General features: G+C 69.3%; 13 protein-coding genes and 1 riboswitch. Of the genes, 6 read left to right on the forward strand and 7 right to left on the reverse strand.

All coding sequences use genetic code 11. From position 1 onward, the window contains the following. Positions 1 to 27 precede the first annotated feature (27 nt). Positions 28 to 1,368: a histidinol-phosphate transaminase gene (locus OG883_RS36865; RefSeq protein ID WP_266550980.1), complete on the forward strand. Its 1,341-nt coding sequence runs from the start codon at positions 28 to 30 to the stop codon at positions 1,366 to 1,368. Positions 1,369 to 1,689: 321 nt separating this feature from the next. On the opposite strand, the gene OG883_RS36870 is transcribed toward OG883_RS36865, so the two are convergent. Further along, on the reverse strand, positions 1,690 to 2,475 hold the full coding sequence (locus tag OG883_RS36870) for a DUF2470 domain-containing protein (protein WP_266550981.1): 786 nt from the start codon (positions 2,473 to 2,475) through the stop codon (positions 1,690 to 1,692). Positions 2,476 to 2,625: 150 nt separating this feature from the next. Here OG883_RS36870 and OG883_RS36875 point away from each other — a divergent pair, with 150 nt between their 5' ends. Next, the gene (locus OG883_RS36875) at positions 2,626 to 3,504 is read left to right on the forward strand and encodes an ATP-grasp domain-containing protein (RefSeq protein ID WP_266550983.1); all 879 of its coding nucleotides are present in this window, start codon (positions 2,626 to 2,628) and stop codon (positions 3,502 to 3,504) included. A gap of 152 nt (positions 3,505 to 3,656) precedes the next feature. Here OG883_RS36875 and OG883_RS36880 read toward each other — a convergent pair whose 3' ends face one another. Next, positions 3,657 to 3,854 (reverse strand): antitoxin, encoded by a 198-nt coding sequence (locus OG883_RS36880; protein WP_266550985.1) that lies wholly within the window; start codon positions 3,852 to 3,854, stop codon positions 3,657 to 3,659. Positions 3,855 to 3,955: 101 nt separating this feature from the next. Next, a complete protein-coding gene (locus tag OG883_RS36885) occupies positions 3,956 to 5,290 on the reverse strand; it encodes an LCP family protein (RefSeq protein WP_266550986.1) in 1,335 nt (444 codons plus the stop codon). A 286-nt stretch (positions 5,291 to 5,576) separates the two neighbouring features. On the opposite strand from OG883_RS36885, the gene OG883_RS36890 reads away from it, so the two are divergent. Both OG883_RS36890 and OG883_RS36895 read left to right on the forward strand, forming a co-directional pair. Next, positions 5,577 to 5,930 carry a hypothetical protein gene (locus OG883_RS36890; RefSeq protein ID WP_266550988.1) on the forward strand — a complete coding sequence of 118 codons (354 nt, stop codon included), beginning with the start codon at positions 5,577 to 5,579 and terminating at the stop codon, positions 5,928 to 5,930. Between the two features lie 279 nt (positions 5,931 to 6,209). After that, positions 6,210 to 6,413, forward strand: coding sequence for a cold-shock protein (locus OG883_RS36895; RefSeq protein WP_108147200.1), 204 nt, complete (start codon positions 6,210 to 6,212; stop codon positions 6,411 to 6,413). Positions 6,414 to 6,485: 72 nt separating this feature from the next. On the opposite strand, the gene OG883_RS36900 is transcribed toward OG883_RS36895, so the two are convergent. After that, entirely contained in the window at positions 6,486 to 8,744 is a 2,259-nt protein-coding gene (locus tag OG883_RS36900) for an MMPL family transporter (protein ID WP_266550991.1), read from the reverse strand. A 526-nt stretch (positions 8,745 to 9,270) separates the two neighbouring features. Here OG883_RS36900 and OG883_RS36905 point away from each other — a divergent pair. After that, positions 9,271 to 10,326, forward strand: a complete 1,056-nt coding sequence (locus OG883_RS36905) for an acyltransferase family protein (RefSeq protein ID WP_266550993.1) — start codon at positions 9,271 to 9,273, stop codon at positions 10,324 to 10,326. Between the two features lie 6 nt (positions 10,327 to 10,332). On the opposite strand, the gene OG883_RS36910 is transcribed toward OG883_RS36905, so the two are convergent. Together OG883_RS36910 and OG883_RS36915 are read right to left on the reverse strand one after the other, a co-directional pair. Next, positions 10,333 to 10,803, reverse strand: coding sequence for a hypothetical protein (locus OG883_RS36910; RefSeq protein ID WP_266550994.1), 471 nt, complete (start codon positions 10,801 to 10,803; stop codon positions 10,333 to 10,335). Between the two features lie 45 nt (positions 10,804 to 10,848). Further along, the gene (locus OG883_RS36915; RefSeq protein WP_266550996.1) at positions 10,849 to 11,136 is read right to left on the reverse strand and encodes a hypothetical protein; all 288 of its coding nucleotides are present in this window, start codon (positions 11,134 to 11,136) and stop codon (positions 10,849 to 10,851) included. A 187-nt stretch (positions 11,137 to 11,323) separates the two neighbouring features. Beyond that, a riboswitch (cobalamin riboswitch) is annotated at positions 11,324 to 11,545 on the forward strand. Positions 11,546 to 11,701: 156 nt separating this feature from the next. Here OG883_RS36915 and metE point away from each other — a divergent pair. Next, positions 11,702 to 14,020 carry a 5-methyltetrahydropteroyltriglutamate--homocysteine S-methyltransferase gene (gene metE, locus OG883_RS36920; protein ID WP_266550997.1) on the forward strand — a complete coding sequence of 773 codons (2,319 nt, stop codon included), beginning with the start codon at positions 11,702 to 11,704 and terminating at the stop codon, positions 14,018 to 14,020. Between the two features lie 166 nt (positions 14,021 to 14,186). On the opposite strand, the gene meaB is transcribed toward metE, so the two are convergent. Further along, positions 14,187 to 15,173 (reverse strand): methylmalonyl Co-A mutase-associated GTPase MeaB, encoded by a 987-nt coding sequence (gene meaB, locus OG883_RS36925; protein ID WP_266550999.1) that lies wholly within the window; start codon positions 15,171 to 15,173, stop codon positions 14,187 to 14,189. Between the last annotated feature and the right edge of the window lie 2 nt (positions 15,174 to 15,175).

Here is a 15,175-nt window from a genome sequence, read left to right on the forward strand (position 1 = left end):
CGGGCTGTTCCAGGCAGGGGAGGCTCTATGGCCGACAGCAACGTCACCGCACTCTTCCGCGCGTCCACCGCGCACAGCCCTTCGTACTTCACGCTGAACAGGGCAGGCGGCGGCGCGGCCGGCGAGATCACGGACTTCTGCATTCCCTGCAATCCGTACTTCCCCACTCCCGCGATGTTCGATCAGCTCGGCAGCAGCATCCGCGAGATCCTCACGTACTACCCGAGCAGCGCGGACACCATCACCGCCGAGTTGTGTCAGGTGCTCGGGCTCAACCCGCAGACCGTCGCCATGGGCAACGGCTCCACCGAACTGATCACCTGGATCGACCACTTGCTGGTCCGCGAGTCACTGGCCGTACCCGTCCCCACCTTCGGCCGGTGGACCGATCAGCCGATGGAGACCGGCAAACGCGTCGACATGCTCCTGCTGCCGGAGGCGCACGGCTTCGGGCTCGACCCGGAGTCCTTTGTGCAGTTCATCCGGACCCGCGGCTCCCGCGCGGCAGTCATCTGCAACCCCAACAACCCCGACGGCGGCTGCCTGCCCAAACATCAGGTCCTCGCGCTGCTCGACTCCCTCCAGGACCTCGACCTCGTTGTCGTCGACGAGTCCTTCCTCGATTTCGCAGACGCCGAACCGGAGCCGAGCGTCGCTGCGGAGGCCGTGCTGCGTACGAACGTGATCGTGCTGCGCAGTCTCGGCAAGAACTTCGGGCTGCACGGAGTGCGCTTCGGCTATCTCGTGTCCAATCCCGGTCTCGCCGGGAAGGTGCGGGCAGCGCTGCCGAAGTGGAATCTCAACTCCTTCGCCGAGACGGTGGTGTTCATGCTGAAGGAGCACCGCGGGGAGTACGCGGCAAGCCTGGAGCAGGCGCGCCGCGACCGGCAGGAGATGACCTGGCGCCTCTCCCAGCTGCCGGGCCTCACCGTCTATCCCTCGCAGGGCAACTTCCTCTACGTACGCCTTCCGGAAGGTGTGGACGGGGCGGTCCTGCGCGACCGGCTGTTCGAGGAGCACGGGGTGCTGGTGCGCGAGTGCGGCAACAAGATCGGAAGTTCGAGCCGCTTCCTGCGGCTGGTGGTGCGACCTCAACAGGACGTGATGCGGCTGCTGTCGGGGATGGAGCAGGTGCTGTACGGGCAGCGTACGCAGATAGTCGAACCGCCCCCCGAGCCGATGCTGGCGCGAAGGCCCCTGCCGCAGGAGCAGCCGCCGATGCTCACCCTGGCTCAGGAGCCCGTCTCCGCCCGGGGGCTCGGCCCCGTCCGGACGCAGGAACGGCCCGCCGCCGCGCTGCCCGGACCGATGGCCGGCGGCTATGCCTCGGGAACGGCAATGGTGGACCGCCTGATCGCACAGGCCTAAGGGGGTGTTGTTCGGATCAGGCGCGAGCCCGGCAAGATCCGAACGACACCCCCTGGGGGACGCCGGGAGGCGGTGTCCCCACACGTCTGCCGCCCATACCGCTGCTGCCCTGCGACGATCTCGACGGCGTGCTTCCCGCCGGACGCCCAGGTCTTCGTCCGGGGCGCGTCCCGGTCCTTGGTGGCCGGCGACTTGAGGTCGACGGTGGTCACCTTCGTTCCGTCCACACCGCATTCGCGGGCGTCGCCGGCCCCGGAGACCCTGCCGGGCAGCGGCCGATCCGGCGGGGCCGGACTTCGGGGTCCAGGGGGCAGGGGTTGCTCAGCGGCCGGGTCCGCTTCCGCTTCCGCTTCCGGTATGAGCGTGCTGCGCATGGGCCAGCAGTGCGTGGATCTGGATGCCTGCCTGGTCGGCGTTGTCGATGGGCGAGGGGAAGGGGAGTCGGACGTCCAGACTGCCTCGGCCGCGCTCGATGCGGAGTGTGATCCCGTAGCGGTCGATGGCCAGAGGCACGATGCGCTCGGCGCCCTTCAGGAACCTGGCGTCCACGAGCCGTACGAGCAGCGACACGACGTCTTCGTGATCATCGACCAGGTGGGTGAGCATGCCGGCCTCGCAGGTGGCCAGCGGATCCTCGGGTGCCGCCATCAACTCCGCCGGGCCGACGGTGACTTTGCCGTTGGCCGTCTCGAGGACAGCGTGTGAGAACTCCAGGCACTGGTCGCCGTCGGTGGCGTCCTCGCCGGAGGCAGCCAGCCATCCGAAGACGGTGACCCGGGCACGTACGCGGTCGCGGACAGCTGTCGGCGCGATGTCGGTGAACTCCAGCGAGGCGGCCACGCACCCCCAGGGCGGCGCATCGGTGCCCGCTTCGGGATCCGCGTGCGTGTTTGTTCCCGAACCCATCTGCGTTTCCCTGCCCGTGCCCCGTGGTGTGGACGCGGGGGTGCAGAGGTGAATCTGCCCCTGAGGATGGGGGCCGGCTGTTCTGGAGACTTCGGTGCGGTGGTCGTCGGTGACCACGGTCATCGACTGGGCCGCCGCCAGAATCGTGCGAATCCGTTCGCCACTCGTCGGTTCGGTGGGGGGCACGTCGAAGAGGGCCATTCAGATCTCCACGCTCGGTAGATTAGGTGAGCCTAACCTAACTTACCCGTGGTGGGTGGTGCCATGCACCCGCGCGCCAGGAGCTCAGCATCGTCAGCGCCCGAGGAATCCGCTGGTCCGGCCGCCGAGCGATTCCGTACCGTGTCCGCCATGCCCATCACGTTCCTGTACTGCTGCGATCCGCTGAATCCCCGACGCGTCGACGAGCACTTCGCGGCAGAGGCCCGGGAGGTCCGTGCCCGCGGCGGAGCGGTTGTCCTGATCGACCACGACGCCCTGCTGCAGGGCGACGCCCAGCGGGCCGTCGCCCGGGTCCCACGAGGGACGGACGCCGCCTGGTATCGGGGCTGGATGATTCCCGGCGACCGGTACCAGGAACTGTCCGAAGCGCTGAGCCGGCGCGGCAGCGGTTTGCTCGTCGCGCCGGAGCAGTACCGGGCCGCTCACGAACTGCCGGGCTGGTACGCGATGTTCGCCGAGGTCACGCCCCCCAGCGTCTGGCACCCCACCGCACCGGGAGACGTTCCGGTGCCGGAGGACCTTGCCGCCCTCACCGGTCAACTGCCGCCCGGGGCTGCCATCGTGAAGGACTACGTCAAGTCCCGGAAGCACGAGTGGGAGGAAGCGTGTTTCATCCCCGATCTCGCCGATTTCCCGAGGGTCCGGCAGATCGTGCAGCGTTTCGTGGACCTGCAGGCGGAGTACCTTCAGGGCGGTGTCGTCCTGCGCGCGTACGAATCCTTTGCGCAGCCCGCATCACATGCCGCGGAGGTACGCGTGTGGTGGCTGGACGGTGAGCCCCGGCTACTGACACCGCACCCCGACAGCCCGTTCGAGCAGGCCCCGGAGCCCGGGCTCGGTCACCTTCGGGCTGCCGTACGGAGTCTCGGATGCCGCTTCGTCACCACGGACCTTGCCCTGCGTACGGACGGGGTCTGGCGCGTCGTCGAAGTCGGCGACGGTCAGGTCAGCGATCTGCACAGGGCCGTCGAACCGGCGGCCTTCGCCGAGGTGCTGGTAGGCGCGTAGCGAACCGCCGCGCCCCGTGCACCTGCCCCGCGCGCGGAGCGCGAGCGAGGGTGGGGGCGGGGCGGTGGGTGCCCCTTCTCGCCGCAACGGCGGTCGGGCACCCTCCCACCTCATCAGGCGTCACATCATCATGCCCAGGCGCGCGCTGCCGGTCAGGGCCGCGGCGGCGTGCTGCCCGGGTCCTGGTTCGAGCCGAACTGGTCCTTGAGCTTGTCCTGCGCCGTGTCGACCTGGCCCTTGTACTTGCCCTGGGTCCTCCCGTCGGCGTAGTCGCCCGCCTTGTCGATGCCCTTGTCTGCCTGGGCCTCATGGCCCTTGAGCATCTGCTTGATCTTGTCCATTACGGACATGGGTCGTCCTCCTGCCGTGTCGCCCCCCACGCCTCCAGGGTCACCGCACATCGCGCGGTTCGCATCCGCGCGGGGCCGGGCCCTGCGCGGATGCGGGTCTGTCACCCGGCGAGGCCCGGCTCCGCACACAGCAATGTGCCGCCGGGGGCAGGCGCCCCTTCGACGCTGCTGCGGTCGTGGACGATTTCGACGACCGTGGCACCCTCGGATCCGACCGTCACGGTGAAGACCTGGCCATGTCCGATGACGGGACGCAGCTGCGCACCGGGCAGAGCGGCAGCGACGGTGGGGGCGTAGCGGGCCCAGTACGGGTCGTACGTAATGACGGTCGGCCCCTTGGGCCGCGGCGTCCCCGGCCTGCCCGCGGCGTCCTCGACCACGAAGCCATTGGCCCGCAGGGCGCGGGCGACCTCTGCATCGGTGACCCGAAGCGGGAGGGCAGCCGGAGGGAACTCGACCGGTACCTTCATGCTGGGCCGGATGTCCGGGTCGCCGATGACGGTCCGGTCTTCGCGCAGGGCGGCCCACAGAGCGGCGGAGCGCTCCTTGTCCCACAAAAGGGTGGACCCCCACTCCGGTACGCGGTGATCGAAGTCCGACATGGGCACCGTCACGAACTCCGTCCGATCCGCTTCCAGTCGGCTCAGCACGGCCCCCAGTCTCATCAGGTCGACCACACTGGTGCGTGCGTCAGTGCGTACGGAGGTCAGCAGCCTGTGTGCCGTGAGGAACGCGGCAGCCGGGTCGGCGAGTGCTCCTTCGGCTCTCAGACGGGACATCATGCCGATGAGCACGCGCTGCTGGCGGCGGACCCGCCCGAGATCACCGGGCGGGGAGACGTGCCGGGCCCGGACGTAGCGAAGGGCATTGTTCCCGTCCACCCGGTGGGTCCCCGCGGCCAGCTTCAGCCCGGAACCGAGGTCGCTCAGCGGTGTGTCCGTACACACCGTCGCTCCGCCGAGACGGTCCACGGTGGAGGCGAAGCCGACGAAGTCGGTCTCCAGGTAGTGGTCGATACGCAGACCGGTCGCTTTCTCCACGGTCCGTACCGCCAGATCCCCACCGCCGTGGGCGAAGGCGCCGTTGATCTTCCCGGAGTGCCGGGGATGGGCGTGGTCGGCGAACTCCACGTAGGAGTCGCGCGGGATGGAGACCACGCTCATCCGTTTCCCGTCCTCCGCAAGATGCACAACCATCATCACGTCCGTGCAGTTGCAGCCCTTACCGCCGACGTGCAGACGATTCCGGTCCTTCGCCGATATGCCGTCGCGGCGGTCGATTCCGACGACGAGAACATTGGTGCCCTTGCCTTTGCCCTTGTCGGCGTACGGGGAGGAACCACGGAGGCCGTCGGCCGTCGCTATGGTTCCGGCCGACGCCAGCGAGGCGAGCAGAACAGCCGTGACGGCGAACCTGGATCTGCTGAATCCGCGCATCTGAGGCTCCTCCGGCATCCGATCCCACCTGTTTCCCCGACCGAATCACGGATGCCGTACCGGTGCCTGTCATGACGGGCGAACGGTGGAGTCCGTCCCTGGCCCGCTCGGCCCTTACGCCGTGTCAGGTGGTGCGTCACGGCAGCGTGGCCCATGGCGGCAGCGGGACCTCGAGCCGGACCTTTGAACACGACGGCGGCGTTTCCCGTACCACTGGGCGCACCCCTGTTCCCGTGATGCGCAACGTCCCGTCAGGCCCCGTTTCCGAGACCTTGAGGATCAGCCCATGAATGAGCACATCAACGTTCCTCTTCACGCCCTTCCCGACGGAGAGGCCGAACTCCGGCTGGTGGTCCGTCTGCAATGGGCAGATGTAGCCGCACTGGGCCAGGAGGCCGGCCGGCTGGCCGCTCAGATGCAGCGCCCGGTGAGCCTCGACGAGGCCGTGAGCCATCGGCTGCGTACGCGTACCGCCACCCATGCCAAGGCCACGCCGGAGCGGACTCAGCCCGTGACGCAGTCCTCCGTTTCGTCCCTCACGGCCCGCACTCCGGGAGAGAACGCCCGGCAGGCGATAGAGAAGATCAACGGAACCGCCGGTCCCGAGTACGGCACGACGCACACCCATACCTCTGCGTGACGCGTCACGCAGCAGGAGACAGAGGTCCCCCTGTCGGCTCCCGCGGGCTGCCGCTCCGAGCGCCAGGAGGAGTGTCTCTCGCAGCGACTTGATCGTTGTTGTGGCAGACCAGCACTTGTCCGTGTAGCGTCAGGGGCAGCTGTCATGGTTCCGAAGTACCGGTCGCCCGTGAGCGCGAGTTCACGGGCGTTTTGCTGTTCAGAGTCTCTGAGGGCCAGGGCGATCACCTCCGGTTCCCGCACGGTGCGGGAACCGACTACGAGTCCCCTTGGAGGACAAATGGCTACCGGAACCGTCAAGTGGTTCAACTCGGAAAAGGGCTTCGGCTTCATTGAGCAGGACGGCGGCGGCCCCGACGTCTTCGCCCACTACTCCAACATCGCCACCTCGGGCTTCCGTGAGCTCCAGGAGGGCCAGAAGGTGACGTTCGACGTCACGCAGGGCCAGAAGGGCCCCCAGGCGGAGAACATCCTCCCCGCCTAGTTTCACCGGCGTTGCGCCCGCATCCGCTTCAGGGTGCGGGCGCAACGCGCCTGTGCCGGCCCGCACGCCCGCTCAGGACTTGCCCTCGCCCTCGGTGTCCACGTGCGGCAGGATCCGGTCCAGCCATCGCGGCGTCCACCAGGCCGCGCTGCCGAGCAGCGTCATCACGGCGGGCACCAGCAGCAACCGCACCACAGTGGCGTCGATGAGCACGCTCACCGCCAGGCCCAGCCCCAGCATCTTCACGACGATGCTGTCGTTGATCACGAAGGCCGCGAAAACACTCACCATGATCAACGCGGCACAGGTGATCACCCGCGCGGTGATCTCCAGCGCATGCGCGACGCTCGCCTTCGGGTCACCCGTGCGCAGCCAGGCCTCGTGGACGCGCGAGAGCAGGAAAATCTCGTAGTCCATGCTCAGGCCGAAGACGATCGCGAACATCATCATCGGCACGTAGCTCTCGATGGGCACCGTGCCCGACACCCCCAGCGCCGGGCCGCCCCAGCCCCACTGGAAGACGGCGACCACCACGCCGTACGAAGCCGCGATGGACAGCACGTTCAGAACGGCCGCCTTGATCGCGACCAGCAGCCCGCGGAACACGATCAGGATGATGACGAACGCCAGAGCGACCACCACGGCGATGATCGGGAGCAGTCGGCTCGAGATGATGTCCAGGAAGTCGACCTGGGCGGCGGTCGTCCCCGTCACATAACCTCGGGCGGCGGTGCCGGAGACGGCCTCCGGCAGGGTGTCGCCCGTCAGCCGGTTGACCAGGTCCGTGGTGTCCGCACTCTGCGGCGCCTGCCGCGAGTACGCGGTGCCGATCAGCACGTCGCCGTCCTGGGTGGCCTTCAGCGGAGTGATCGTGGCGGCCCCGGGCACGTCGGTGAGCGCCTTCCGCGCCTGCGAGGCCAGAGCCGCCCGGTCGGATGCCGGCACCGAGGTCTGGTCGATGACGAGCGTCATCGGCCCGTTCGAACCGGGTCCGAAGGCATCGGACATCAGGTCGAACGCCCGCCGGTCCGTGAAGGACTTCGGGTCGGCGCCGTCCCCGATGTGGCCGAGCTGGATGGAGAAGAGCGGCACGGCGAGCACGCCGACGATGGTGATCCCGGCGGCCAGGAACCACCACGGGCGGCGCTCGACGCGCAGCGCGTACCGGTGCCAGCTGCCGTGCGCCTCGGCGCCGGGCCCGGCGTCCGTCTCCGCGATCGGCCTACGGACCCGGTACTTGTCGATCCGCCGGCCGATCAGCCCCAGCAGCGCGGGCACCAGGGTGAGCGCGCCGATGACCGCGGTGATCACCGTGACGGCGGCGGCCAGCCCGAGCAGGGCGATGAAGGAGACCCCGGAGACCGACAGCCCGGCCAGAGCGATGATCACTGTGCAGCCGGAGACGAGCACGGCCCGGCCACTGGTGGCCACCGCCTTGCCGGCGGCGGTCACCGGGTCCGCGCCGTCCATGAGGTTCTGCCGGTGCCGGGTGATCAGGAACAGTGCGTAGTCGATGCCCACACCCAGACCGAGCATGGTCGCCAGGGTGGGGGAGACCGTGGCAAAGGTGAACACGGCGGCGAGCAACGCGAGGCAGGAGAGTCCGCAGATCACGCTGATGAGCGCTGTGAGCAGCGGAACTCCGGCGGCGAGCACGCTGCCGAAGCCGACCAGGAGCACCACGATCGCCACCCCGAAGCCGATCACCTCACTGGTCCGGTCGTCGGGAGCCGGCCGGGCCAGTTCACCCAGCGGACCGCCGTACTCCACATCCACCCCGGCGGCGCGCAGCGGCTGGACAGCGGCGTCCACACCGTCGATGTACGACTCCTCCAGCGTGGAGGGCTGCACGTCGAAGCGGACGGTGATGTATGCGGTGGAGCCGTCGGTCGACAGAGGGCCGACGTTCGGCGTGGACGGCTGTGGTGGGGGCGGAGTCGAGCCCGGTGGCGGCAGCGGATTCTGTGCGGAAAGCACATGCGGCAGCTTCTGGAGACTCCCGATCACCGTGGACATCTGTGAGCCGAGGTCCGTGAGCGGCTTCGACGTGTCATGCAGGACGATCTGGCTGCTGTAGCCCCCGGCCGAAGGCTCGTGCTCCTTCAGTACGTCCAGACCTTGCTGGGACTGGGCGCCTGGCAGCGAGAAGTTGTCGGAGTAGTCACCGCCGAAGGAGTGATGGAGCACCTGAAGGCTCCCGAGGGCGACCAGCCAGGCCACGATGACGATCACGCAGTGGCGGGCGCACCATTCACCGAGCCTGCGCAGCAGGCCTTTCGGGGCGACAGGCCCGTATGCCCGGGAATCGTGCGGCGGCTGAGTCAGCGGCATACGTCTCTCCCGACGGTCACCGGCGCTCCTACGGCTGCCGAAGTGTGGATGCAGTGGCCTCGGAGGGGCTCACACGTGTTCCCTCTCCTGGTGCCTCCGGCTGGTGCCCTGATGAGCGTTCAACCCGACGGCGGCGGGACCGGTCGCTCCGAACGCGACGGCGGCACACACCGCCGAAGTGACGAGGACGCGGGACGCCGACGTGAGGCGCATAGGGGGTTCCTTTCGGGGGGTGAGACTCCCCCCACCGTGTAAAGGATCAGCACACGGTGCAACCGCACGGCCCTGTCGGCCTCACGTCGGCGCGCCTGCCGGACATCACTGACGGCCGGGGCCGGCGTTCACCCGCTTCGGCGGCGCGTCGGAGCGCGGCAGGCGTACGGGGTAGTGATCGTGACGCGCGTCGATCCGGGGAGGGATGCCCGAAGCGACACTTCGGTTCACTGGTGGCGATGGCAAAGAGAGTTGCTTTTGTCACCGTGCCCATGAGCCGCCGTGACCTGCCCGTTTCCCTATTGTCGGACGGGTGAGCAGCACCACCCGCGACCGTGATCCGTTCTTCGACAACGCGAAGTTCCTGCTGATCGCCCTTGTCGCTCTCGGCCATAGTTGGGAACAGGTCATCGGCGGCACGCATGCGTTGAGAGCCGTGCACACCGTCGTCTACGCCTTCCATATGCCGGCGTTCATCCTGCTCTCGGGATACTTCTCCAGAAGCTTCACCGGCCGCCCCGACCAGATGCGACGGCTGATCTCCGGCGTGCTCGCTCCGTATCTGATCTTCGAGGTCGTGTACACCGCGGTCTACCACTGGACTCGCGACCAGCCCTTCTCGATCACACCCACCGCGCCGTCGTATCTCTGCTGGTTCATGATCGCGCTGTTCGTCTGGCGGCTGAGCGCCCCGCTCTGGCAGGCCGTGCGCTTCCCCGTCCCCATCGCCGTGGCCGTCTCGCTGGCCGCGGGCATGACGGTGATGGGCGGGGACCTGGCGCTGCCGCGCGTGCTCATGTTCCTGCCGTGGTTCGTGCTCGGACTGAAGCTGCGGGCGGAGCACTTCGCACTGCTGCGCACCCGCATCGCCCGGCGCTGGGCCCTGCCCGCTTTCGTGGCCGCCGGGTTCCTCGCCCACCGGCTCGCGCCGCAACCCGACGACCACTGGCTCTCCATGGACGCGGGCTATGGCGTGCTGGAGGTGTCGCCGGGGCACTATCTGGTGCTGCGGATGCTGATCTTCGCCGCGAGCGCGGTGCTCGTCGCCGCCTTCCTGGCACTCGTTCCCGGACGCCGTACCTGGTTCACGGCGCTGGGGGCGGTCACCCTGTACCCGTATCTGCTGCACGGCATCCTGATACGGACTGCCGGGTACGTGGGGGCGTTCGACGTCGTCAAGTCCTGGGGGCTGCCGGGTGAGCTGCTGCTCAGTGTCTGCGCGGTGGCCGCCGTCGTCCTGTTGTCCACGCCGCCGGTACGCAGAGTGGCGCGCCCGCTCGTCGAGCCGCGTTTCCCGCGCCGGGGTGTGCCGGACAAGCGCGTGCCCGTGCCCGAACCGGCTCCCGCCGGCGGGCGGCGGGACCCGTGAAGCAGTTCAGCCCTCCGGCGAGCAGTCGACGTCGAGCAGCTTCAGCGGCTTCTTCCCGTCCAGCTCCACGTACGCCGTGAAGACCGCGGTGACCTCGCCGTTCTCACCCCAGTGCGTGGTCACCGGCGCCCAGCCGACGCGCGCCGACTGAGCCGTGGTCACCCTGCCGATGTCGATGGAACGCGGCTCGTTCTGCGCGCAGAGCAGCACGTCGAAGCCGGGGTTCGCCGCGGCCTTGTTCTTCAGGAGGTCGGAGACCCGGTTCTTGCGGTCCGAGGCGGAAGGGCCGTGATCGCCGTAGAAACGGTCCAGGAAGGTGCGGATCTCCTTCGCCGTGTAGCGGTCGTTCGCGTCCGTGGCGGTGGACGCGGCTGCCGGAGAGATGGCTGCGAGCGAGAAGCCCAGAGCGAGGGCCGATGCGCCGGCCACGGCGGCGACTGCGGAGCGCCTGGCGAGACCAGTCGAGATACGGAACATGAGATCTACCCCGTTTTCTTGAATTGTGCCCATGAGTTGGGCGAGTCACTGGAGTAGATCCGTACGGGGAGCGGGAGGTTGTACCCCGAAATCCGCTGGTGCAGTGCCAGGACATTTCGGGGACGCACCGGGGAGCCGCCTGCTGATCAGCTGGAAGAACTCGGCCTCGTTGCCCGCGAGTCCGAGGGCGCACAGTGCCTCGTCCGCCTCGGTGATCGGCGCGCTGAGCAGGGGGAGGGCGGCGTCGGACTGCTCTGGATCGGCGAGGACGGCCCGGGTGGTCTGAAGAAGCCGGACGTACGCCTGCGCCGCGGCGAGCTCGGGATCGGTCATCTCGGTCTGCCCCTCGTGAAGATGTCGGACCGTCAAGCATCTCGTGTGGCACTGACAGTGGCCTTCGGGTCATGAATGATGGGCCCCGACATGCCGCAGCCTCCCCGTTCGGACACGGCGTGCAGGTGAGCGCGGCCGTACGGGCCCGTCATGCGGGCTGGGTGTTCTGCCGGGCGGGCGAGAGCCTAGGGTGGTCCCTGCAGATGGTTCGCCCTGTCCGCCAGACAGGTGCGTCGCAAGAGGGAATCCGGTGGAAATCCGGAACTGCCCCGCAGCGGTAAGTGGGAACGACCGCCGTCATACGCACTGGACCCGGCACCGGGTCTGGGAAGCGACGGCCAGTAGGTGTCTTCGTACGGCGAAGACGTGCCCGCAAGTCCGAAGACCTGCCACTGCCCGTGCGCGACCCACGCGCGCGGAGATCTCGGTGACCTCGTGGGCGGGTCGGCGCTATGGGCAGCACGGGCACACCTCCAGGTGTGCGGGTGGCTGCTCCGGTTGCCGTTCCTTCGCGTCCCACGACCCGTTCCGGGGTCACTGACGAGTACTCGCGAAGGAGAGTTCCGTGACCAGCACATCCGCAGCCGCAGGAGCCCGGGCCACCGTCCACGGCTACCCCCGCCAGGGCCCGAACCGGGAACTGAAGAAGGCCATCGAGGGCTACTGGAAGGGCCGCGTCAGTGCCGACGCCCTCCAGGAGACCGCCGCAGAACTGCGCCGCGCCAACTGGCAGCAGCTCGCCGACTCCGGAATCCACGAAGTGCCCACCGGAGACTTCTCGTACTACGACCACGTACTGGACACCAGCGTCGCGGTCGGCGCCGTCCCCGCCCGCCACCGCGCGGCCGTCGAAGCCGGCACACTCGACGGATACTTCGCCATGGCCCGCGGCACCCAGGATGTCGCGCCCCTGGAGATGACCAAATGGTTCGACACCAACTACCACTACCTCGTCCCCGAACTCGGCCCCGACACCGTCTTCTCCGCCGACTCCGCCAAGCAGGTCGGCGAGCTGAAGGAAGCCCTCGCGCTCGGCCACACCGCGCGCCCGGTGCTCGTCGGCCCGGTCACCTATCTGCTGCTCGCCAAGCCGGCCCCGGGCGTCGCCGCCGACTTCGAACCGCTCACCCTGCTGGACCGGTTGCTGCCGGTGTACGCCGAGCTGCTCCGTGATCTGCGGGCCGCGGGCGGGCAGTGGGCGCAGCTCGACGAGCCCGCCCTGGTCCAGGACCGGACCCCGGCCGTGCTCAACGCCGCGGCCCGCGCCTACCGGGACCTCGGCGCGCTCACCGACCGCCCCAAGATCCTGGTCGCCTCCTACTTCGACCGGCTCGGCGAGGCGCTCCCCGTCCTGGCCAAGGCCCCGATCGACGGTCTCGCGCTCGACTTCACCGGCGCCGCCGCGGCCAACCTCGACGACCTCGCCGCCGTGGGCGGTCTGCCCGGCAAACGGCTCGTCGCCGGAGTGGTCGACGGCCGCAACGTCTGGATCAACGACCTGGGCAGGTCGATGGCCACGCTCGCCACCCTGCTCGGCCTCGCCGACCGGGTGGATGTGGCACCGTCCTGCTCCCTGCTGCACGTGCCCCTCGACGCCACCGCCGAACGCGATGTGGACACCCAGGTCGCCCGCTGGCTGGCCTTCGCCCGCCAGAAGACGGCCGAGGTGGTCACCCTGGCCCGCGGGCTGACCGAGGGCAACGACAGCATCGCCGCCCAACTGGCCGCCAACCGGGCCGACCTGCGCTCCCGCGCCACCTCCGCGCTCACCCACGACCCGGCCGTACGTGCCCGCAGCGCGGCCGTCACCGACACGGACGCCCGCCGCAGCCTGCCGTACTCCGAGCGGGCCGCAGCTCAGCGCGCGCGCCTCGGTCTGCCCCTCCTGCCGACGACCACCATCGGCTCCTTCCCGCAGACCACCGAACTGCGCACCGCGCGGGCGGACCTGCGGGCCGGGCGTATCGACACCGGGGGCTACGACGAGCGGATCGATGCCGAGATCCGCGAGGTCATCTCCTTCCAGGAGAAGACCGGCATCGACGTCCTCGTGCACGGCGAGCCCGAACGCAACGACATGGTGCAGTACTTCGCCGAGCAGCTCAGCGGCTACCTCGCCACCCAGCACGGCTGGGTGCAGTCGTACGGCACCCGCTACGTCCGCCCGCCGATCCTGGCCGGCGACATCTCCCGGCCCGAGCCGATGACGGTGCGCTGGACCTCGTACGCCCAGTCGCTGACCGACCGCCCGGTCAAGGGCATGCTCACCGGCCCGGTCACCATGCTCGCCTGGTCCTTCGTCCGCGACGACCAGCCGCTCGGCGACACCGCCCGTCAGGTCGCCCTCGCCCTGCGGGACGAGGTGAACGACCTGGAGGCCGCGGGCTCCTCGGTCATCCAGGTGGACGAGCCCGCCCTGCGGGAGACCCTGCCGCTGCGCAGCGCCGACCACGAGGCCTATCTGGCCTGGGCGACGGAGGCGTTCCGGCTCACCACCGCCGGGGTCCGCGCGGACACCCAGATCCACACACACATGTGCTACGCCGAGTTCGGCGACATCCTGCAGGCCATCGACGACCTCGACGCCGATGTCATCAGCCTGGAGGCAGCCCGCTCCCATATGCAGGTCGCCGACGAGCTCGCCACCGCGGGCTATCCGCGTGAAGTCGGACCGGGTGTGTACGACATCCACTCCCCGCGTGTCCCGAGTGCCGACGAGGCAGCGACCCTGCTGCGCAAGGGACTTGAGGCGATTCCCGCCGAGCGGCTGTGGGTCAACCCCGACTGCGGTCTCAAGACCCGGGGCTGGGCCGAGGTCCGTACGTCACTGGAGAACCTGGTGGCCGCGGCGCACGAGGTGAGGTCCGCGCTGCCCGGCGAGTAACCGGGGCTGAGCCCCAGACTCCCTGTACGGCCGTCGGCCGTGCCCTCAGTCTCCCCCGGACTTCGTCCGGGGGCCCTGGGGGGCTGAACTTCAGCCCCGCCGGCGATTGAGGTGCGGGGTCTGGGGCGGCGCCCCAGCACGGGCCCGTGGCCTGCCCCCGGATCCGCTAGCGTCGCTGGAACGCCTCCAGAATCCGCTCGGCGGCGAGTGTCGCTGTCAACTCCCCGTCCCGTACCTGCTGTTCGAGGCCGGGTGCGAGCCTGCGTACCTCGGGATGGTTGCGCAGCCGGTCCAGCAGCTCGTCGTGGACCATCGTCCAGGCCCAGTCGATCTGCTGGTCGCGGCGCTTGGCGGCGAGCCGGCCGGTCGAGTCGAGGAGAGTCCGGTGCTGCTCCAGCCGCTCCCAGAGGGTGTCGAGCCCGCTGCCCTCGCGGGCGCTGCAGGACAGCACCGGGGGAGTCCAGGCGGCGTCGGCGGGGTGCATCAGCCGCAGCGCACCGGCGAGTTCGCGGGCGGCGGAGCGGGCGTCGCGTTCGTGCGGGCCGTCCGCCTTGTTGACCGCAAGCACATCGGCCAGCTCCAGTACGCCCTTCTTGATGCCCTGGAGCTGGTCGCCGGTGCGGGCGAGGGTGAGCAGCAGGAAGGAGTCCACCATGTTGGCCACGGCGGTCTCCGACTGGCCGACGCCGACCGTCTCCACCAGCACCACGTCGTAGCCGGCGGCCTCCACCACGATGATGGATTCACGGGTGGCCTTGGCCACCCCGCCCAGGGTGCCCGAGGTGGGGGACGGCCGTACGAACGCCGCCGGGTCCACGGCGAGGCGCTCCATCCGGGTCTTGTCGCCCAGGATGGAGCCGCCGGTACGGGTGGACGAAGGGTCGACGGCGAGTACCGCGACCCGGTGGCCGAGACCGGTGAGCATGGTGCCGAGCGCGTCGATGAAGGTGGACTTGCCGACGCCCGGCACCCCGCTGATGCCCACCCGCCGGGCTGTGCCCGAGTAAGGCAGCAGCTCCGTCAGCAGTTGCTGAGCGAGAGCGCGATGGTCGGCACGGGTGGACTCGACGAGCGTGATGGCGCGGGCGATGTACGCCCGCGACCCGTCACGTACGCCCTTGACATAGCGCTCGATGTCGATCGTGGGTGCCATCG

The organism is Streptomyces sp. NBC_01142 (assembly GCF_026341125.1).
Taxonomy (GTDB): Bacteria; Actinomycetota; Actinomycetes; order Streptomycetales; family Streptomycetaceae; genus Streptomyces.